Source organism: Rhizobium sp. 05N430 (genome assembly GCF_056396985.1).
This window is the reverse complement of sequence record NZ_JBFTMO010000031.1, coordinates 1-20,033: the sequence shown is the minus strand read 5'-3', so window position 1 is coordinate 20,033 and position 20,033 is coordinate 1. Positions and strand designations below refer to the sequence as shown.

Below are 20,033 nucleotides of genomic sequence, written 5' to 3'. Positions count from 1 at the left end.
CGGAGCAGCGTCGATCTGGTCATACGCCTTGAACTCGCCGAAATACTTCGTGATCGCTGCCGTCAGAGACGTCTTGCCGTGGTCAACGTGGCCGATCGTGCCGATGTTTACGTGCGGCTTGTTGCGCTCAAACTTACTCTTTGCCATTTCCGGCTCTCCATTCTTCTAAGGCCCGAAGGCGCTAATTCTTGTTATCGGACAATTGGTATTCCGGTCACTTCTGACCGGAATACTTTGCCTGGATTTCAGTTGCGACGTTCGACGGGACCGGCGCGTAGTGATCGAAGGTCATCGTGTACTGAGCACGGCCCTGCGACATGGAGCGCAGGTTATCGACGTACTTGAACATGTTCGCCAGCGGAACGTTGGCCGCGATGACGATCGCGATGCCGCGCTGCTCCTGACCCTGGATCTGACCACGGCGGGAGTTGAGGTCGCCGATAACGTCACCGACGTAGTCCTCAGGCGTTACAACTTCGACCTTCATCATCGGCTCGAGCAGCTGAGCGCCGGCCTTCTTGGCTGCTTCACGGAAGCAGGCGCGGGAAGCGATTTCGAACGCCAGGACCGACGAGTCGACGTCGTGGAAGGCACCGTCGATGAGCGTCGCCTTGACGCCGAGCATCGGGAAGCCGGCCAGCGGACCAGACGACAGAACGCTTTCGATACCCTTCTGAACGCCCGGGATGTATTCCTTCGGAACAGCACCACCGACGATCTTGGATTCGAACTTGAAGTCGTCGCCTTCTTCGTTCGGTTCGAAGACGATCTTGACGCGCGCGAACTGACCGGTACCACCGGACTGCTTCTTGTGCGTGTAGTCTTCTTCGTGCTTCTTCGTGATGGTTTCGCGGTAGGCAACCTGCGGCGCACCGACAGTTGCTTCGACCTTGAATTCACGACGCATGCGATCGACCAGAATGTCGAGGTGAAGTTCACCCATGCCGGCGATGATCGTCTGGCCGGATTCCTGGTCGGTCTTGACGCGGAAGGACGGATCTTCAGCAGCCAGGCGGTTGAGCGCGAGGCCCATCTTTTCCTGGTCGCCCTTGGTCTTCGGCTCGATCGCGATCTGGATGACCGGCTCGGGGAATTCCATGCGCTCGAGGATAACCGGCTTCAGCGGATCGCAGAGCGTATCGCCAGTGGTGGTTTCCTTGAGGCCGGCAAGAGCAACGATGTCGCCTGCAAAGGCTTCTTCGATGTCTTCACGGGAGTTCGAGTGCATCTGCAGCATGCGGCCGACGCGCTCGCGCTTGTCCTTGACCGTGTTCATGACCGACGCGCCCTTTTCGAGCTTGCCGGAGTAGATGCGAGCGAAGGTGAGCGAACCGACGAAGGGGTCGTTCATGATCTTGAACGCAAGCATGGAAAGCGGCTCGGAGTCGTCAGCGTGACGCTCGATATCGGCTTCCGTCTTGAAATCGATGCCCTTGATGGCAGGAATGTCCATCGGCGACGGCAGATAATCGACAACAGCGTCGAGCAGCGGCTGAACACCCTTGTTCTTGAAGGCGGTGCCGCAGAACATCGGATGGAACTTGACGTCGATCGTGCCGCGGCGAACCAGGGCGCGGATCTTGTCGTTGTCGGGCATGTCGCCGTTCAGGTAGGCTTCCATCGCTTCTTCGTCGATCTCGACAACGGTCTCGATCAGCTTTTCGCGATATTCTTCAGCCTTGGCCTTCAGGTCTTCAGGGATTTCGACGACGTCCCACTGTGCGCCGAGCGATTCGTCGCGCCAGATGAGTGCGTTCATCTCGATCAGATCGACAACGCCCTTGAATTCGGATTCTGCACCGATCGGCAGCTGCATGACAACAGCCGTTGCGCCGAGGCGGGTCTTGATCATCTCGACCGAGCGGTAGAAGTCCGCACCGGTCTTGTCCATCTTGTTGCAGAAGATCATGCGCGGAACGTTGTACTTCTCAGCCTGACGCCAGACGGTTTCCGTCTGCGGCTCTACGCCTGCGTTGGCATCGAGAAGAGCGACCGCACCGTCGAGCACGCGCAGCGAACGTTCGACTTCGATCGTGAAGTCGACGTGGCCGGGAGTGTCGATGATGTTGAAGCGGCGCATCTTGCCGTCACGGCCCTTCCAGAAGGTCGTGGTCGCAGCAGAGGTGATCGTGATGCCACGCTCCTGCTCCTGCTCCATCCAGTCCATCGTGGCTGCGCCGTCGTGCACTTCGCCGATCTTGTGCGACTTGCCGGTGTAGTAAAGGATACGCTCGGTCGTCGTCGTCTTGCCGGCGTCGATGTGCGCCATGATACCGAAATTACGGTAGTCTTCGATTTTATATTCGCGAGCCATAGTGGACTGCCTTTCGATACCGTTCGGGATTACCAGCGATAATGCGAGAACGCACGGTTGGCGTCAGCCATCTTGTGCGTGTCTTCGCGCTTCTTGACCGCGGAACCACGGTTGTTGGATGCATCGAGAAGCTCGCCCGACAGACGGTCGACCATGGTCGTTTCGTTGCGCTTGCGCGCAGCGGTAATCAGCCAGCGGATAGCAAGGGCCTGGCGGCGCTCAGGGCGGACATCAACCGGAACCTGATAGGTCGCACCACCGACGCGGCGCGAACGGACTTCGACGTGCGGGGCAATGTTGTCGAGGGCAGCGTGGAAAACAACCAGCGGCTCCTGCTTGGACTTGCCCTGTACGGAGTCAAATGCGCCGTAAACGATGCTTTCAGCAACGGACTTCTTACCATCGAGCATGATGGCATTCATGAACTTCGTGACGACCAAATCGCCGAACTTCGGGTCCGGGTTGATCTCGCGCTTTTCTGCTCTGTGACGTCTGGACATAACTTCTCGTCTCTTAACTGTTAAGGCGCTCTACCACGCGGAGAACCTCGCGCAGCGCCGGAAAACCAAAAACCGAATTACTTCGGACGCTTTGCACCGTACTTGGAACGGCGCTGCTTGCGGTTCTTGACACCCTGGGTATCGAGAACGCCGCGGATGATGTGGTAACGAACGCCCGGCAAGTCCTTGACGCGGCCGCCACGGATCATGACGACGGAGTGTTCCTGCAGGTTGTGACCTTCGCCCGGAATGTAGCCGATGACTTCGAAGCCATTGGTCAGGCGGATCTTGGCAACCTTACGCAGAGCCGAGTTCGGCTTCTTCGGGGTCGTCGTGTAGACGCGGGTGCAAACACCACGCTTCTGCGGGTTTTCCTGCAGAGCAGGAACCTTGTTACGCTTTACGTTCGGCTGGCGCGGCTTGCGGATCAGCTGGTTTACGGTAGGCATTCAACCATCCCTTACGTTTAACTGTACCCTTTCGGGCGTAAAATCACGCCGTCTCCGGCAAGATCACACGCTTGTCTCAATGCGCAAAACGTGGCCCGATCCGCTTTCACGGATGGACCACAGAGGGCAGAGGACGCAAAAGACATGCGTCATGCGTGCGGGCATCATATCTTCAACGTGCGTTTCGAACCTTGTTTGAGGTGAACTCCAGGGCAAGGCGCCCCAGAAAGCCATGCCTCACATGGGTTCCGATGGCGCGGGTACTACTGGTTTCCCTCACCTACGTCAAGGCCGGTTAAGAAATAATCTTCCCGCGAATGCCTTGAAATGCCGGGCCTACGCCCTCTTTGCAAGGGTTCCGGACGTTTTTGCGGCGGCCCTTTAAAGTTCAACTTGGGGCTTGCCGGAAAAGCGGTTAAGGAATCGGCGATTGCAGACGAAATCCGCAGCAAGCGGATTCGAGTTTACGAATCGTTACATATTCAAAGGACCGCCCGATGATCACCAGCCCCGACAACGACAACAACTCCGAAGGCCCGATGGTCTTCATCATTATCGGCAAGGGTTATGAGTCGGACGGCAGCGAAGGCGTCGACCTGCATATCATGCTGAGAGCCGCCGATGACGACACCGCCGTGCGCGAGGCGCTGAACGCGCTGTCCGAGGAAGGCTTCATCGAGGCCGATCTCGACCAGATCGGCATGCTGACCGAAGTGCCTGAAGAAGAGCCGCACGCGTCTGCCTATCAGGGCGCGCTGGACGGCGAGGTTTCGATCATCCGGTTCAACTAAGAATGAACGTGACGCCGGACGCGCTGAAAGTCATGATCTACGCGACCTGGCGCGGCCGTCTTCTGGTTTTCGATGAACCTGATTTTCCCGAGGTCGAATTCCAGGTTCCGGGTGGCACAGTCGAGCACGGCGAAGAGTTCGCCGAAGCAGCCGCCAGGGAATTCACCGAGGAGACTGGGGTCGCGCCGGAATCCCCTCTCCTGCCGCTGGCGATCGACGACTACCGCTTCACCCGTAATGGCCGCACAATCTGGCATCGAAGGCACTATTATATGGCGCCGCTACACGGCGCACATCCCGAGACGTGGCTTCATCAAGAGATGACACCGTTCGACGGTGGGTCACCTATCGTATTTCGGTTCAGTTGGATGAGCCTGACAGCCGCCGGGCGCAGCTTGGATATGGAATGGAGCGCTGCCTCCACTTGTTACCATCCTCCTGCTGACGAACCGGCCGCGGCGATTATGCCGCAGGCTCTGACGCCGTTCTGTCATCTTCGCCAAACAATCCTCGGTTACCCGCGAGGTGCATTTCATTGCCCCAAACGGAGTCCCCCAAATGCGTACTGTCTCGAAACTCCTGGCTCTCGGCCTTGCCACTGCCGTTGCGTTTGCTGCGCCGGCTTTTGCCGAAGACAAGGCAAAGCCCTTTACCGACAATACCGAAGTCAACCTTCTGAACTTGCTTCCGCCGCCGCCTGCCAATGATTCCGCCAAGACCAAGGCCGAGATCGGCGAGCTTCTCTCGATCCAGGTCACCCGCACGCCGGAGATGGAAGCTCAGGCCGTTGCCGACGCCGAGGAGAATGTCTGGCGTTTCAGCGACGTCATCGACAATCCGAAATTCACCAAGGAGAACCTGTCGAAGTTTTCGGCCTTCTTCGACCGCATCGTCGAGACCGAAGCCGCCGTTGTCGATCCGGCGAAGGACGTCTGGAAACGCCCGCGCCCTCACCTGCTCTATCCCGAGCTCGTCAAGCCAGTCGTGCCGCTCTCGAAGTCCGGCTCCTACCCGTCCGGCCACACGACGCTCGGCACGCTGATGGGCGTCATCCTGTCGAACATGGTTCCCGAAAAGAAGGATGCCATTATGGGCCGCGCCTGGGCCTATGGCTGGAACCGCGTCATCGGCGGCATCCATTACCCGACGGATATCGAGGCCGGCCGTATCGCCGGTATCGCCACCGCACAGACGATCATGCAGCATGACGACTACAAGGCCGAATACGAAGCGGCCCGCACTGAACTGCGCACCGTCCTCGGACTCTAAAATTTCGAAATGCCTGCTGAAAGGGCCGCGGTTCGACCGCGGCCCTTTTGCATGCCCGCCGTCTCAAGCGGTCAACAAAAAACCGCCCGGATCGCTCCGGGCGGTTTTTGATTTCTGCAATCGAACCTGCCGTTATTCAGCGGCAGGCGCGCTTTCGTTTGCCATGTCCTGCAGCATCGGCGTTGCCGCGTCTGCACCCGTGCCCTTGCGGCGCTCTTCGAGGATCAGCTCGTCGCGCGACGTGGCGATACGGCGGATCTGGGTCATGGTGCCACCGGTACCGGCCGGGATGAGGCGGCCGACGATGACGTTTTCCTTGAGGCCCTGGAGACCGTCGGTCTTGCCGGCGATCGCAGCTTCCGTGAGCACCTTCGTCGTTTCCTGGAAGGACGCGGCGGAGATGAAGGACGGGGTCTGCAGCGATGCCTTGGTGATACCGAGAAGAACCGGGTCACCGTAGGCAGGCTTCTTGCCCTGTTCGATCAGGCCGTCATTGACGTCCTCGAGCTCGATACGGTCGATGTTGTCACCGACGATATAGGTCGAGTCGCCTGCATCGGTGATTTCCACCTTCTGCAGCATCTGACGGACAATCACTTCGATGTGCTTGTCGTTGATGACAACGCCCTGCAAGCGGTAGACTTCCTGGATTTCGTTGACCAAGTACGAAGCGAGTGCTTCGACGCCCTTGATCGCCAGGATGTCGTGCGGAGCCGGGTTACCGTCGAGGATGTAGTCACCCTTTTCGATGTAGTCGCCTTCCTGAAGGTGGAAGGGCTTGCCCTTCGGGATCAGGTATTCGACAGGCTCGACACCGTCTTCCGCCGGCTCGATGATGACGCGACGCTTGTTCTTGTAGTCGCGGCCGAGGCGGATCGTACCATCGATCTCAGCGATGATGGCGTGGTCCTTCGGACGGCGGGCTTCGAACAGTTCGGCAACACGCGGCAGACCGCCGGTGATGTCCTTGGTCTTGGCGCTTTCGAGCGGCGAACGTGCAAGCACGTCACCCTGCGAAACCTTCGTGCCCGGCTCGACCGACAGGATCGCGTCAACCGAGAGCAGGAAGCGGGCGTCACCACCACGCGACAGCTTCATGACGTTGCCGCTGGCGTCCTTGATGACGATGGCCGGCTTCAGATCCGAACCGCGGGGAGTCGAGCGCCAGTCGATAACCTGACGCTTGGTGATACCCGTGGATTCGTCGGTCGCTTCGAGAACGGAGATACCATCGACGAGGTCTTCGAACTGAACGGTACCGGCCACTTCCGTCATCATCGGACGGGTGTATGGGTCCCACTCTGCCAGACGCTGGCCGCGCTTGACCTTGTCACCATCATCGACATGGATCTTCGAACCGTAGGCAACGCGCTGCGAGGAGCGCTCGACACCGCGTTCGTCCAGGATCTGAACCGCCATGTTGCGGCCCATGGCGACGAGAACGCCGTCCGAGTTGCGCAGCATGTTGCGGTTCTTCATCTGAACCGTACCTTCGTACGATGCTTCCAGGAACGACTGGTCGACCACCGTTGCCGTACCACCAAGGTGGAACGTACGCATGGTGAGCTGGGTGCCCGGCTCGCCAATCGACTGTGCAGCGATAACGCCGACCGCTTCGCCCATGTTGACAGGGGTACCGCGCGCCAGGTCTCGGCCGTAGCAGATCGAGCAAACGCCGGTCTGAACTTCGCAGGTCAGTGCCGAGCGGATGCGGATCGACTGGATACCAGCCTTTTCGATCTCGATGACATCGGGCTCGAGGATCATCTTGCCGGCATCGACGATGCGATCGCCGGTCACCGGATGATCGATGTCGTCAAGCGCCGTACGGCCAAGGACGCGAACGCCGATGGAAGCAACGACCTGACCGGCATCGACGATCGCCGTCATGGTGAGGCCCTTGTCGGTGCCGCAATCCACGAGGTTGACGATGCAATCCTGCGCGACGTCGACGAGACGGCGGGTCAGGTAACCGGAGTTAGCGGTCTTCAGAGCCGTGTCTGCGAGACCCTTACGGGCACCGTGCGTCGAGTTGAAGTACTCGTTGACGGTCAGACCTTCCTTGAAGTTCGACGTGATCGGCGTTTCGATGATTTCGCCCGACGGCTTGGCCATGAGGCCGCGCATGCCGCCCAGCTGACGCATCTGGTTCGGAGAACCGCGGGCGCCGGAGTGCGACATCATGTAGATGGCGTTCATCGGCTTCTGACGGCCGGTGTTCGGATCGAATTCGACGGCCTTAATGCGGGCCATCATGTCTTCGGCGACCTTTTCGGTTGCCTTGCCCCAGGCGTCGACGACCTTGTTGTACTTTTCGCCCTGAGTGATCAGGCCGTCATTGTACTGCTGCTCGTATTCCTTGACCAGGTTTTCGGTGTCACCGACGATCTTGGCCTTGGTTTCCGGAATGACCATGTCGTCCTTGCCGAACGAAATGCCGGCGCGGCAGGCGTGGCTGAAGCCGAGCTGCATGATGCGGTCGCAGAAAATGACCGTGTCCTTCTGACCGCAGTGACGGTAGACCGCGTCGATCATCTTCGAGATGTTCTTTTTGGTCATTTCCTGGTTGCAGATGTCGAAGGTGACCTTGCCGTTCTTCGGCAGTAGTTCGCCGATGAGCAGACGGCCAGGCGTCGTTTCATAGATCTTCGAGTACGGCTTGCCGTCCTCGCCGATCGACTTGAAGCGGCCGCGGATCTTGGTGTGCAGCGTCACGACCTTGGTTTCGAGCGCGTGATGCAGCTCGCCGAGATCGGAGAAGGCCATGCCTTCGCCCGGCTCGTTCTGGTTCAGGATCGAGAGGTAGTACAGGCCGAGAACCATGTCCTGCGACGGAACGATGATCGGTGCACCGTTTGCAGGGTGCAGGATGTTGTTCGTCGACATCATCAGAACGCGGGCTTCGAGCTGGGCTTCGAGCGACAGCGGCACGTGAACGGCCATCTGGTCACCGTCGAAGTCGGCGTTGAAGGCTGTGCAGACGAGCGGGTGCAGCTGGATGGCCTTGCCTTCGACCAGGGTAGGTTCGAAGGCCTGGATACCCAGGCGGTGCAGCGTCGGTGCGCGGTTCAGGAGAACCGGATGCTCGCGAATGACCTCGTCGAGGATATCCCAGACTTCCGGCTTTTCCTTTTCGACCAGCTTCTTGGCCTGCTTGACGGTCGAGGAGTAACCCTTGGCGTCGAGGCGGGCGTAGATGAACGGCTTGAAGAGCTCGAGCGCCATCTTCTTCGGAAGGCCGCACTGGTGCAGCTTCAGTTCCGGACCGGTCACGATGACCGAACGGCCGGAATAGTCGACGCGCTTGCCGAGCAGGTTCTGGCGGAAGCGGCCCTGCTTGCCCTTGAGCATGTCGGACAGCGACTTCAGCGGACGCTTGTTGGCGCCGGTGATGACGCGGCCACGGCGGCCGTTATCGAAGAGCGCGTCCACAGATTCCTGCAGCATGCGCTTTTCGTTGCGGATGATGATGCCCGGAGCGCGCAGTTCGATCAGGCGCTTCAGACGGTTGTTACGGTTGATGACGCGGCGGTAGAGATCGTTCAGGTCAGACGTCGCGAAACGGCCGCCATCCAGCGGAACCAGCGGACGCAGATCCGGCGGGATGACCGGAACGACCTTCATGATCATCCATTCCGGACGGTTGCCCGATTCCATGAAGTTCTCGACGATCTTCAGGCGCTTCATCAGCTTCTTCTGCTTGAGATCCGACGTGGTGTCGGCGAGATCCGAGCGCAGGTCGCCCGCAATCTTCTCAAGGTTCATGGAAGCCAGCATTTCGAAGATGGCTTCAGCGCCGATCATCGCGGTGAACTGATCTTCGCCGTATTCGTCGACGGCCAGCATGTACTCTTCTTCAGAGAGCAGCTGGTGCTCCTTCAGAGCAGTCAGGCCCGGCTCGGTGACGATGTAGTTTTCGAAGTAAAGAACGCGCTCTACATCCTTCAGCGTCATGTCGAGCAGCGTCGAGATGCGCGACGGAAGCGACTTGAGGAACCAGATATGGGCAACGGGAGCGGCGAGCTCGATGTGGCCCATGCGCTCACGGCGAACGCGCGACAGCGTCACTTCGACGCCGCACTTTTCGCAGATGATGCCCTTGTACTTCATGCGCTTGTACTTGCCGCACAGGCATTCGTAGTCCTTGATCGGCCCGAAAATGCGCGCGCAGAAGAGACCGTCACGTTCCGGCTTGAACGTACGGTAGTTGATGGTTTCCGGCTTCTTGATCTCACCGTAGGACCAGGAGAGGATCTTCTCCGGAGATGCGATAGAAATTCGAATGCTATCGAAATTCTGCGCAGGCACCTGCGGATTGAAAAGATTCATGACCTCTTGGTTCATGCCTGTCTCCTTCATGGGCGGATGCGCCCTTATCTTGCTATGGCCGGCGGCAAATCCCGGGAGCCGCGCCAACGCTCAAAACGACAATAACCGCGAAATGCGGCGAAATCGTCCCTGCCCGGCCAACACGTTACGGGGCCAGAGCGGGAACGGTGTGCGCTGATTACAGCGCACACCCTATCAGATGGTTACTCAGCAGCATCAGGCAGCTGGTTCGCCTGCTGTTCGTCGAGCTTGGAGTTCTCCAATTCGACCGACAGACCGAGCGAGCGCATTTCCTTGACGAGAACGTTGAAGCTTTCGGGGATACCCGCTTCAAACGTATCGTCGCCACGGACGATGGCTTCGTAGACCTTGGTACGGCCGGCGACGTCGTCCGACTTGACCGTGAGCATTTCCTGCAGCGTGTAAGCCGCACCATATGCTTCCAGTGCCCAGACTTCCATTTCGCCGAAGCGCTGACCGCCGAACTGCGCCTTGCCGCCCAGCGGCTGCTGGGTAACGAGCGAGTAAGGACCGATCGAACGGGCGTGGATCTTGTCGTCGACCAAGTGGTTCAGCTTCAGCATGTAGATGTAGCCAACCGTGACCTGGCGGTCGAACTGCTCGCCCGTACGGCCGTCGTAAAGGGTCGACTGACCGCTTTCCTTCAGGCCGGCCAGAGCCAGCATCTCGTTGACGTCACCTTCGTGCGCACCGTCGAACACCGGCGTTGCGATCGAAACGCCGCGCTTCCACTGGTCGGCAAGACGCAGGACCGAGTCATCATCGAAGTCCTTGACCTGTTCGGCCTTCGGACCGTCGCCGACAACGTCGCCGATCGTCTTGCGCAGCGGAGCGATGTTGCCGCTCGCCTTGTAGGCTTCCAGCATGTCGCCGATCTGGCGGCCCATGCCGGCGCAAGCCCAGCCGAGATGCGTTTCGAGAATCTGACCGACATTCATGCGCGAAGGCACGCCGAGCGGGTTCAGAACGACGTCGACATGCGTACCGTCTTCGAGGAACGGCATATCTTCGACAGGCACGATACGCGATACGACACCCTTGTTGCCGTGACGGCCGGCCATCTTGTCGCCTGGCTGGATCTTGCGCTTCACAGCAACGAAGACCTTGACCATCTTCATGACGCCCGGAGGCATTTCGTCGCCGCGCTGGACCTTCTCGACCTTGTCCATGAAGCGCTGTTCAAGGCGCGACTTGGATTCGTCGTACTGGCCACGCAGGGCTTCGAGTTCGCTCTGGACCTTCTCGTCTTCGACCGCGAACATCCACCACTGCGAGCGCGGATATTCGGAAACGACGGAGTTCGAAAGCTCGGTGCCCTTCTTGAAGCCCTTCGGGCCCGCGATGGACATCTGGCCGCGAAGCATCTCGATCAGACGGCCGTAGACGTTACGGTCGAGGATCGCCTGTTCGTCGTCGCGGTCCTTTGCAAGACGCTCGATCTCTTCGCGCTCGATTGCCATCGCGCGCTCGTCCTTTTCAACGCCGTGGCGGTTGAAGACGCGCACTTCGACGATCGTGCCGTAGGTGCCGGGCGGCATGCGCATGGACGTGTCGCGCACGTCGGACGCCTTTTCACCGAAGATGGCGCGCAGAAGCTTTTCTTCCGGCGTCATCGGGCTTTCGCCCTTCGGCGTGATCTTGCCGACGAGGATATCGCCCGGCTGAACTTCGGCGCCGATGTAGACAATACCGGCTTCGTCGAGGTTCTTCAGCGCTTCTTCCGAAACGTTCGGAATGTCGCGCGTGATTTCTTCCGGACCAAGCTTGGTGTCACGCGCCATCACTTCGAATTCTTCGATGTGGATGGAGGTGAACACGTCGTCAGCAACGATACGCTCGGAGAGCAGGATCGAGTCTTCGTAGTTGTAACCGTTCCACGGCATGAACGCGACGAGCGCGTTACGGCCGAGAGCGAGATCGCCCAGATCCGTGGACGGACCGTCGGCGAGGATGTCGCCGCGGTTGACCTCGTCACCGACGGTGACCAGCGGACGCTGGTTGACGCAGGTGTTCTGGTTCGAACGCTGGAACTTCTGCAGGCGGTAGATATCGACGCCGGACTTGCCAGCTTCGAGGTCTTCCGTTGCACGGATAACGATACGCGTCGCGTCGACCTGGTCGACCACGCCGCCGCGGCGGGCGCCGATAGCAGCGCCGGAGTCGCGGGCAACGACCGGCTCCATGCCGGTGCCGACGAACGGAGCTTCAGCACGCAGCAGCGGAACGGCCTGACGCTGCATGTTCGAGCCCATGAGAGCGCGGTTGGCGTCGTCGTTTTCCAGGAACGGGATGAGAGCGGCAGCAACCGAAACAACCTGCTTCGGCGAGACGTCCATCAGGTTCATGCTGTCGCGGGGCGCGAGCATAACTTCGTTGGCATGACGGCAGACGACGAATTCGTCGACGAAGGAACCATCCTTGTCGAGTTCGGCGTTGGCCTGGGCAACGTAGTACTTCGCTTCTTCCATGGCAGAGAGGTAGAGAACGTCGTTCGTTACCTTGCCATCGACGATCTTGCGGTACGGGCTTTCGATGAAGCCGTACTTGTTGACGCGTGCGAAAGTTGCCAGCGAGTTGATCAGACCGATGTTCGGGCCTTCAGGCGTTTCGATCGGGCAAATACGGCCGTAGTGCGTCGGGTGAACGTCGCGGACTTCGAAGCCTGCGCGCTCGCGGGTCAGACCACCCGGACCAAGAGCCGAGAGACGGCGCTTGTGGGTGATTTCCGAAAGCGGGTTCACCTGGTCCATGAACTGCGACAGCTGCGAGGAGCCGAAGAATTCGCGGACGGCAGCAGCTGCCGGCTTGGCGTTGATCAGGTCCTGCGGCATGACCGTGTCGATTTCGATCGAGGACATACGTTCCTTGATCGCGCGCTCCATGCGGAGCAGGCCGAGACGGTACTGGTTTTCCATCAATTCGCCGACGGAGCGAACGCGACGGTTGCCGAGATTGTCGATGTCGTCGATTTCGCCCTTACCGTCGCGCAGTTCGACCAGCATCTTGACCACGGCCAAGATGTCGTCCTTGCGCAGGATGCGGACGGTGTCTTCGACCGAGAGGTCGAGACGCATGTTCATCTTCACGCGGCCGACGGCGGAGAGATCGTAACGCTCCGCATCGAAGAACAGCGAGTTGAACATGGCTTCGGCCGAATCCATGGTCGGCGGTTCACCCGGACGCATCACGCGGTAGATATCGAACAGAGCGTCCTGACGGTTCTCGTTCTTGTCTGCCGACAGCGTGTTGCGGATGTAGGCGCCGACATTGATGTGGTCGATGCCGAGAACCGGGATTTCCTCGAAACCGTGGTCGAGGATGACCTTGAGGGTCTTCTCGTCGATTTCGTCGCCGGCTTCGAGATAAATCTCGCCCGTCGAATAGTTGACGATGTCTTCGGCAAGGTAGTTGCCGTACAGGTCTTCGTCGGTCGCCTTCAGGGCCTTCAGGCCCTTGTCGGAGAGCTGGCGGAGCAGACGCGGGGTCAGCTTCTTGCCGGCTTCGACAACGACTTCGCCGGTGTCGGCGTCGACCATTTCGGTGATCGCCTTGGCACCCTTGAGGGTTTCCGGCTGGTAGGGAATGCGCCAGCCATCGCCGGCACGCTTGTAGAGCGACTTGGTGTAGAAGGTATCGAGGATTTCCTCGCCGTCCATGCCGAGGGCCATCAGCAGCGACGACACCGGAATTTTGCGGCGGCGGTCGATACGGGCATAGACGATGTCCTTGGCGTCGAATTCGATGTCGAGCCAGGAACCACGATACGGGATGACGCGGGCAGCGAAGAGCAGCTTGCCGGAAGAATGGCTCTTGCCCTTGTCGTGGTCGAAGAAGACGCCCGGCGAACGGTGCATCTGAGACACGATAACGCGCTCGGTGCCGTTCACGATGAACGTGCCGTTGTTGGTCATGAGCGGCATGTCGCCCATGTAGACGGACTGTTCCTTGATGTCCTTGATCGACTTGGCGCCCGTATCCTCATCGATATCGAACACGATGAGACGGAGAGTAACCTTCAGCGGCGCAGCGTAGGTCAGGTCGCGCTGGCGGCACTCGTCGACGTCGAACTTCGGCGGTTCGAATTCATAGGACACGAATTCCAGCATCGAGGCGCCGGAGAAATCGGTGATCGGGAAGACGGACTTGAAGACGGCCTGGAGGCCTTCGTCAGGGCGGCCGCCCTTCGGTTCTTCGACCATCAGGAACTGGTCGTAGGACGCCTTCTGAACCTCGATGAGGTTCGGCATCTCTGCGACTTCGGGGATTTTACCAAAAAACTTGCGTACGCGCCTACGACCATTGAACGAAAGGGTCTGAGCCATCGTCGCTCCTTCAAAAATTGCATCCGGGCCTGCAACGGACGGGAACCGATGGCCAGTCGACCCCGTCAAGCAATGGGTTGGTTCAAACTCGTCTCACTTCCCGAAACCACCAGGCCGGATTGCCTGCGTGTCCCGGTTCGAGACCATCCTCTTGAAGAACCCATTACCCAAAAGCCGTTTTCACGCGGCTTTTGGGTAATTCGTTCCGGAAAACGGCAAATGGGAGACGGCAAACGCCGCCTCCCAGATGCAGTTCAAGATTACTTGACGTCGGCCTTTGCGCCAGCGTCTTCAAGCTTCTTCTTGATGTCAGCTGCTTCAGCCTTAGAAACGGCTTCCTTGACAGCCTTCGGAGCGCCTTCGACGAGGTCCTTGGCTTCCTTGAGGCCGAGGCCAGTGATAGCGCGGACTTCCTTGATGACGTTGATCTTGTTCGCGCCGGCATCCGTGAGGATGACGTCGAACTCGGTCTTTTCTTCTTCAACGACAGCAGCAGCGCCACCGCCAGCAGCAGCAGCAACAGCTACCGGAGCAGCAGCGGAAACGCCCCACTTTTCTTCGAGAAGCTTGGACAGTTCTGCAGCTTCCAGGACGGTCAGTGCAGAGAGGTCTTCAACGATCTTTACGAGATCAGCCATGTTATCAGTTCCTTTTGTTCGGTTCGAACCGGTGTTTTATAAACAGCAAAAAACCGCCTTATGCGGCTTCGTCCTTCTTGGCGTAAGCCGAGAACACGCGAGCAAGCTGGCTTGCCGGTGCTGCAACAACGCCTGCGATGCGGGTAGCCGGAGTCTGGATCATGCCCAGCAGCTTTGCACGCAGTTCGTCCAACGACGGCAGGGTCGCAAGCGACTTGACTGCATCGGCGTTGAGCGTGGTTGTTCCCATGGCGCCGCCCAAAACAACGATCTTATCGTTGGTCTTGGCGAAATCCACGACGACTTTCGGAGCAGTGATCGGGTCATTGCTGTATGCAATGAGCGTCTGACCTGTGAAGAGACCAGAGATCCCTTCTGCTTCCGTACCCTGAAGGGCGATCTTGGCCAGGCGGTTCTTCGCGACTTTGACGGTACCGCCAGCTGCGCGCATCTTGGAACGGAAGTCGTTCATCTGCGCGACTGTAGCACCAGCATAGTGGGCCACGACAACCGAGCCCGAAGCCTTGAAGACTTCGTTCAGTTCCGTGACGAATTCGCGTTTTTCCGCTCTTTCCACTGCCTATCTCCAGTTGACAGGTCCGTTTGACGGGGCCTGCCGGGTTGCCTTTTGCCTCCTGGGATCAGAAGCGATCCCAAGCGACGCTTGAGGATCCTGTCCCCTCGCGCTCCGCGCCACTCAAGGCTAGGAGGACAAGGCATCCAAGGCTCGAACCAAATCGATCGAAGCTAAGCTTCATGCAATTCGGGTCTTACCCGTCTCATGCAGGCTTAAGTGATTAAGGGATAACCACCTGCAATCTCGGACAGGATTCCGGATTTCTCCGGAATATCCCGGCCCCTTGCGAGGCCGGAATGCATGCTGCCGGGCCTAGGCCCGGCAAATTCGTTAGGCGGCCGGAGCCGTGACCGAGCCGAGCTCGATCTTGACGCCCGGACCCATGGTCGAAGAGATCGCTACGCGCTTGACGTAGTTGCCCTTGGCGCCAGCCGGCTTTGCCTTGATGACGGCGTCAGCGAAGGCGCGGATGTTTTCTTCCAGAGCCTTGGCTTCGAACGAGGCCTTGCCGATGCCGGCGTGGACGATACCAGCCTTTTCGACGCGGAACTCGACAGCGCCGCCCTTGGAAGCCTTGACGGCACCCGTGACGTCCATCGTGACCGTCCCGACCTTCGGGTTCGGCATCATGCCGCGCGGACCGAGAACCTTACCGAGACGGCCGACGAGCGGCATCATGTCGGGGGTCGCGATAACGCGGTCGAAGTCGATCTTGCCGCCCTGGACGATGTCGACCAGGTCTTCAGCGCCGACGATGTCTGCGCCTGCAGCCTTGGCTTCATCAGCCTTGGCGCCGCGGGCGAAAACAGCAACGCGAACGTCGCGGCCGGTGCCGTTCGGCAGGTTGACGACGCCGCGGACCATCTGGTCTGCGTGACGCGGGTCAACGCCGAGGTTCATCGAGATTTCGATGGTCTCGTCGAACTTGGCGACAGCACGCTCCTTGACCATGCCGATGGCGAGGCCGAGTGCGTAGAGCTTCGTGGGATCAACACCTTCGTTGATCTTCTTGGTGCGCTTGCCTGACATGGTCTTAACCTACCACTTCCAGGCCCATGGCGCGGGCAGAGCCCTCAATCATCGCCATTGCACCTTCGATATCTGCTGCGTTGAGATCCTTCATCTTGGCTTCAGCGATCGACTTGATCTGAGCCTTGGTGAGCTTGCCGGCGTTGGCGCCCTTGCCAGGCGTCTTCGAACCGGACGTGATCTTCGCTTCCTTCTTCAGGAAGTAGCTGACCGGCGGCTGCTTCATGACGAAAGTAAAGGACTTGTCCTGGTAATAGGTGATGACGACCGGGATCGGCATACCCTTTTCCATTTCCTGCGTAGCCGCATTGAACGACTTGCAGAATTCCATGATGTTAATGCCACGCTGACCAAGCGCCGGGCCGATTGGCGGGGACGGGTTAGCCGATCCTGCCTTGACCTGAAGCTTGAGCTGGCCTGCAACTTTCTTAGCCATAACTCTCTGCCTTTCATTGATAGCCGGTTGCCCGGCCCTTGATGCCGGATCGCTCCGGCGGCTGCGGTTGCGTGGTGCGGAATATCGAGGCCCGGCTAAGGCCCCTCACCTTCCACGCGATTTGCGGTTTCCACCGCACACGAGCGAGCCTTGGCGGCTCACCCGCAACTCAGACCTTCTCGACCTGAGCGTATTCCAGCTCGACCGGCGTAGCGCGGCCGAAAATCGAAACTTCCACCTTGAGGCGCGAACGCTCTTCATCGACATCCTGAACCGTGCCGTTGAACGACGCGAACGGACCATCGGAAACGCGAACCTGCTCGCCGATCTCGAAGCTGACCGAAGCTTTCGGACGCTCCACACCTTCCTGCACCTGACCGAGGATACGGTCGGCTTCGGAATCCGGGATCGGAACGGGCTTGTTGTCGGAGCCCAGGAAGCCCGTGACCTTCGGCGTGTTCTTGATCAGGTGGTAGGCTTCATCCGTCAGGTTCGCACGAACCATGACGTAGCCCGGGAAGAACTTGCGCTCGCTGTCGACCTTGCGGCCACGGCGCACTTCAACCACCTTTTCGGTCGGCACGAGAATCTTTTCGAACAGGTGCTCAAGCCCCTTCTGGCGAGCCTTGTTCTCGATGTCCTCGGCGACCTTCTTTTCAAAATTCGAATACGCGTGGACGATGTACCAACGTGCCGCCATCTTCTATCTCCACCCGATCAGTTGCTGATGTTGAGCACGAAGCTCAGGAGCCAGCTGATGAGCTGGTCGGCAGCAAAGAAAAACAGCGCGGCGAAAACCACCATTACGAGAACCATGATCGTCGAGATCATCGTCTCGCGGCGCGACGGCCAGGTGACCTTGGCCGTTTCCGACCGCACCTGCTGAAGAAACGTAAATGGATTGGATTTGGATGCCATCACTGCCCACGCAATTACGGCGCGTAAAGCTGAAACTATCAGCCCCACGCACCGCGTGTCTGTTGAACCCTACATAAACACCGATTCCCGATTGCACAAGAGGGGAACCGAAGTTTAACGAAATCGCTATGCCGCCCTCCTCACAGAACGCAGCGAAGATTTCGCGCATACCGTTCGAAGGAAATGGCAGGGGCAGAGGGGCTCGAACCCACGGCCTGCGGTTTTGGAGACCGCCGCTCTACCAACTGAGCTATACCCCTTTACGCTTTGCATTCAGCTTGTTGACCTCAAGGCCTCGAAGCACCGTTTAAAGCATGGCGCACCCTTTAAGACGGCTGCGCGGGATTGGCAAGTGCGTTTTTCCATTTTTTCCAACACCGCGCCGCCGTTCCGCTTCGGCCTTACGCCTTCACGTATTTCCGCCAGTCGTGCTCTTCCCTGAAGCCCAGCACTTCCCGGATCTTGCGGTTGGAAAGCAGGCCCTCGTATTCGCCGATCTCGCGGGTGAACGGAACATTAGGGAAAAAGCGTTGCGCCAGTTCCCGCGACGGCGTGTTGGCGGACACCGTATCGTTAGCGGCGTTGAACACCTGATAGCCAAACCCGTCCTTCTCGATGCAGAGATGGCAGATCTGACCAAGATCGCGGGCATCGATATAGCTCCAGGCGATGCGCTTGCGTATTTCCGGATTGGCGAAGAATTCCGGGAACTTCTGGTATTCGTGCGGCTCGATGACATTGCCGATGCGCAGCGCATAGATATCGGCGCCGGAGCGCTCGGCAAAGGCGCGCGCCGTCTTCTCGTTGATCACTTTGGAGAGACCGTAGGAATCCATCGGATTGACGTCGTAGTCTTCGTCCAGCGGGAACTGGTGGAAATCGCGATGCCCCTCGGCGAAACAGACGCCGTAGGTCGTCTCGCTGGAGGCGACGATGATCTTGCGGATACCGAGCTTCACCGCCACCTCGATGACATTGTAGGTGCCCATCGTATTGATGCGGAAGGTCTCATTGTCGGGCTTGATCAGGATGCGCGGGACGGCGGCGAAATGGATCACCGCATCGAAAGGCTGAACGCCCTTCCCTGCTTCCAGATCGGGAAAATCGCGGTGCATCGACAGCGCGTTGAAGACCTGGCCGCTATCGGTGATGTCGGCGATCAGATTGGTGACACCGGGACTGTCGAGCGGCACCAGATCGATGTTGTGGACTTCGTAGCCCTTGGCGACCAGCCACGGCACCGTATGCCGCCCTGCCTTGGATTACTCGATGATCGAGGCGACGATGCCGGCGCCGACGGTACGGCCGCCTTCGCGGATTGCGAAGCGCAGCTTTTCTTCCATCGCGATCGGAACGATCAGCTCGACAACAACGGTGACGTTGTCGCCAGGCATAACCATTTCCGTGCCTTCCGGAAGCGAAACGATACCGGTCACGTCAGTCGTACGGAAGTAGAACTGCGGGCGGTAGTTGGTGAAGAACGGCGTATGACGGCCGCCTTCTTCCTTCGTCAGGATGTAGGCTTCGGCATTGAACTTCTTGTGCGGCTTCACAGAACCCGGCTTGCACAGGATCTGACCACGCTCGACGCCGTCACGGTTAACACCGCGAACCAGAGCGCCGATGTTGTCGCCTGCCTGGCCCTGATCGAGCAGCTTGCGGAACATTTCAACGCCGGTGACCGTCGTCTTCGAGGTGGCGCGGATGCCGACGATTTCGACTTCTTCGCCAACCTTGACGATACCACGCTCGACGCGGCCCGTCACAACCGTACCACGGCCAGAGATCGAGAACACGTCTTCGATCGGCATCAGGAACGGCAGGTTGATCGGACGCTCAGGTGTCGGGATGTAGGCGTCGACCTGAGCCATCAGCTCGCGGATCGCGTCTTCGCCGATCTTCTTGTCAGAGTCTTCGAGAGCGGCCAGAGCCGAACCCTTGACAACCGGAATGTCGTCGCCCGGGAAGTCGTAGGACGACAGAAGTTCGCGAACTTCGAGCTCGACGAGTTCGAGAAGCTCGGCGTCGTCAACCTGGTCAACCTTGTTGAGGAACACGACGATTGCCGGAACGCCAACCTGGCGGGCGAGCAGGATGTGCTCGCGGGTCTGCGGCATCGGGCCGTCAGCTGCCGAGCAAACCAGGATCGCGCCGTCCATCTGTGCGGCACCGGTGATCATGTTCTTGACGTAGTCGGCGTGGCCGGGGCAGTCAACGTGCGCATAGTGGCGGTTCGGCGTTTCATATTCGACGTGTGCCGTCGAAATGGTGATGCCGCGTGCCTTTTCTTCCGGAGCAGCGTCGATCTGGTCATACGCCTTGAACTCGCCGAAATACTTCGTGATCGCTGCCGTCAGAGACGTCTTGCCGTGGTCAACGTGGCCGATCGTGCCGATGTTTACGTGCGGCTTGTTGCGCTCAAACTTACTCTTTGCCATTT

16 protein-coding genes, 1 tRNA gene and 1 pseudogene are annotated in these 20,033 nt (G+C 59.2%); 3 read left to right on the top strand and 15 right to left on the bottom strand.

What is annotated here, in order from left to right; genetic code table 11:
* From AC1DJO_RS29495 to rpsL, 4 genes are all read right to left on the bottom strand, one after another.
* The coding region (locus AC1DJO_RS29495) for a GTP-binding protein (RefSeq protein ID WP_421387882.1) at window positions 1-147 on the bottom strand (147 nt) is incomplete at its 3' end.
* Between the two features lie 67 nt (window positions 148-214).
* Entirely contained in the window at window positions 215-2,314 is a 2,100-nt protein-coding gene (fusA, locus tag AC1DJO_RS29490; protein ID WP_112390804.1) for an elongation factor G, read from the bottom strand.
* Between the two features lie 29 nt (window positions 2,315-2,343).
* Window positions 2,344-2,814 carry a 30S ribosomal protein S7 gene (gene rpsG, locus AC1DJO_RS29485; RefSeq protein WP_112390805.1) on the bottom strand — a complete coding sequence of 157 codons (471 nt, stop codon included), beginning with the start codon at window positions 2,812-2,814 and terminating at the stop codon, window positions 2,344-2,346.
* 77 nt (window positions 2,815-2,891) lie between these two features.
* Window positions 2,892-3,263 (bottom strand): 30S ribosomal protein S12, encoded by a 372-nt coding sequence (rpsL, locus tag AC1DJO_RS29480; protein ID WP_018902683.1) that lies wholly within the window; start codon window positions 3,261-3,263, stop codon window positions 2,892-2,894.
* Between the two features lie 497 nt (window positions 3,264-3,760).
* On the opposite strand from rpsL, the gene AC1DJO_RS29475 reads away from it, so the two are divergent.
* The 3 genes and pseudogenes from AC1DJO_RS29475 to AC1DJO_RS29465 all read left to right on the top strand — a co-directional run bounded on the left by AC1DJO_RS29475 (window position 3,761) and on the right by AC1DJO_RS29465 (window position 5,323).
* Complete coding sequence (locus tag AC1DJO_RS29475; RefSeq protein WP_112390806.1) at window positions 3,761-4,054, top strand: transcriptional regulator; 294 nt, start codon at window positions 3,761-3,763, stop codon at window positions 4,052-4,054.
* 2 nt (window positions 4,055-4,056) lie between these two features.
* Window positions 4,057-4,386: pseudogene (locus tag AC1DJO_RS29470) on the top strand (NUDIX domain-containing protein); the annotation flags it as partial.
* Between the two features lie 226 nt (window positions 4,387-4,612).
* On the top strand, window positions 4,613-5,323 hold the full coding sequence (locus AC1DJO_RS29465) for an acid phosphatase (RefSeq protein ID WP_477974091.1): 711 nt from the start codon (window positions 4,613-4,615) through the stop codon (window positions 5,321-5,323).
* A 132-nt stretch (window positions 5,324-5,455) separates the two neighbouring features.
* Here the strand turns inward: AC1DJO_RS29465 and rpoC are convergent, their stop codons facing one another.
* The 11 genes from rpoC to tuf all read right to left on the bottom strand — a co-directional run bounded on the left by rpoC (window position 5,456) and on the right by tuf (window position 20,031).
* A complete protein-coding gene (rpoC, locus tag AC1DJO_RS29460; RefSeq protein ID WP_477974090.1) occupies window positions 5,456-9,667 on the bottom strand; it encodes a DNA-directed RNA polymerase subunit beta' in 4,212 nt (1,403 codons plus the stop codon).
* 188 nt (window positions 9,668-9,855) lie between these two features.
* Window positions 9,856-13,995, bottom strand: coding sequence for a DNA-directed RNA polymerase subunit beta (gene rpoB / locus AC1DJO_RS29455; RefSeq protein WP_112390809.1), 4,140 nt, complete (start codon window positions 13,993-13,995; stop codon window positions 9,856-9,858).
* Window positions 13,996-14,255: 260 nt separating this feature from the next.
* Window positions 14,256-14,633, bottom strand: coding sequence for a 50S ribosomal protein L7/L12 (gene rplL / locus AC1DJO_RS29450; RefSeq protein ID WP_112390810.1), 378 nt, complete (start codon window positions 14,631-14,633; stop codon window positions 14,256-14,258).
* A 58-nt stretch (window positions 14,634-14,691) separates the two neighbouring features.
* Window positions 14,692-15,210 carry a 50S ribosomal protein L10 gene (gene rplJ / locus AC1DJO_RS29445; RefSeq protein WP_016553543.1) on the bottom strand — a complete coding sequence of 173 codons (519 nt, stop codon included), beginning with the start codon at window positions 15,208-15,210 and terminating at the stop codon, window positions 14,692-14,694.
* Window positions 15,211-15,540: 330 nt separating this feature from the next.
* Window positions 15,541-16,239, bottom strand: coding sequence for a 50S ribosomal protein L1 (gene rplA, locus AC1DJO_RS29440; protein WP_112518757.1), 699 nt, complete (start codon window positions 16,237-16,239; stop codon window positions 15,541-15,543).
* Between the two features lie 4 nt (window positions 16,240-16,243).
* On the bottom strand, window positions 16,244-16,675 hold the full coding sequence (rplK, locus tag AC1DJO_RS29435; protein ID WP_112390812.1) for a 50S ribosomal protein L11: 432 nt from the start codon (window positions 16,673-16,675) through the stop codon (window positions 16,244-16,246).
* A 169-nt stretch (window positions 16,676-16,844) separates the two neighbouring features.
* Window positions 16,845-17,375 (bottom strand): transcription termination/antitermination protein NusG, encoded by a 531-nt coding sequence (gene nusG, locus AC1DJO_RS29430; RefSeq protein WP_112390813.1) that lies wholly within the window; start codon window positions 17,373-17,375, stop codon window positions 16,845-16,847.
* A 17-nt stretch (window positions 17,376-17,392) separates the two neighbouring features.
* On the bottom strand, window positions 17,393-17,593 hold the full coding sequence (gene secE / locus AC1DJO_RS29425) for a preprotein translocase subunit SecE (protein WP_112390814.1): 201 nt from the start codon (window positions 17,591-17,593) through the stop codon (window positions 17,393-17,395).
* A gap of 184 nt (window positions 17,594-17,777) precedes the next feature.
* A tRNA-Trp gene (locus AC1DJO_RS29420) sits at window positions 17,778-17,853 on the bottom strand.
* A gap of 141 nt (window positions 17,854-17,994) precedes the next feature.
* Window positions 17,995-18,834 (bottom strand): NAD-dependent epimerase/dehydratase family protein, encoded by an 840-nt coding sequence (locus AC1DJO_RS29415; protein ID WP_477974089.1) that lies wholly within the window; start codon window positions 18,832-18,834, stop codon window positions 17,995-17,997.
* A gap of 21 nt (window positions 18,835-18,855) precedes the next feature.
* A complete protein-coding gene (gene tuf / locus AC1DJO_RS29410) occupies window positions 18,856-20,031 on the bottom strand; it encodes an elongation factor Tu (protein WP_477951297.1) in 1,176 nt (391 codons plus the stop codon).
* Between the last annotated feature and the right edge of the window lie 2 nt (window positions 20,032-20,033).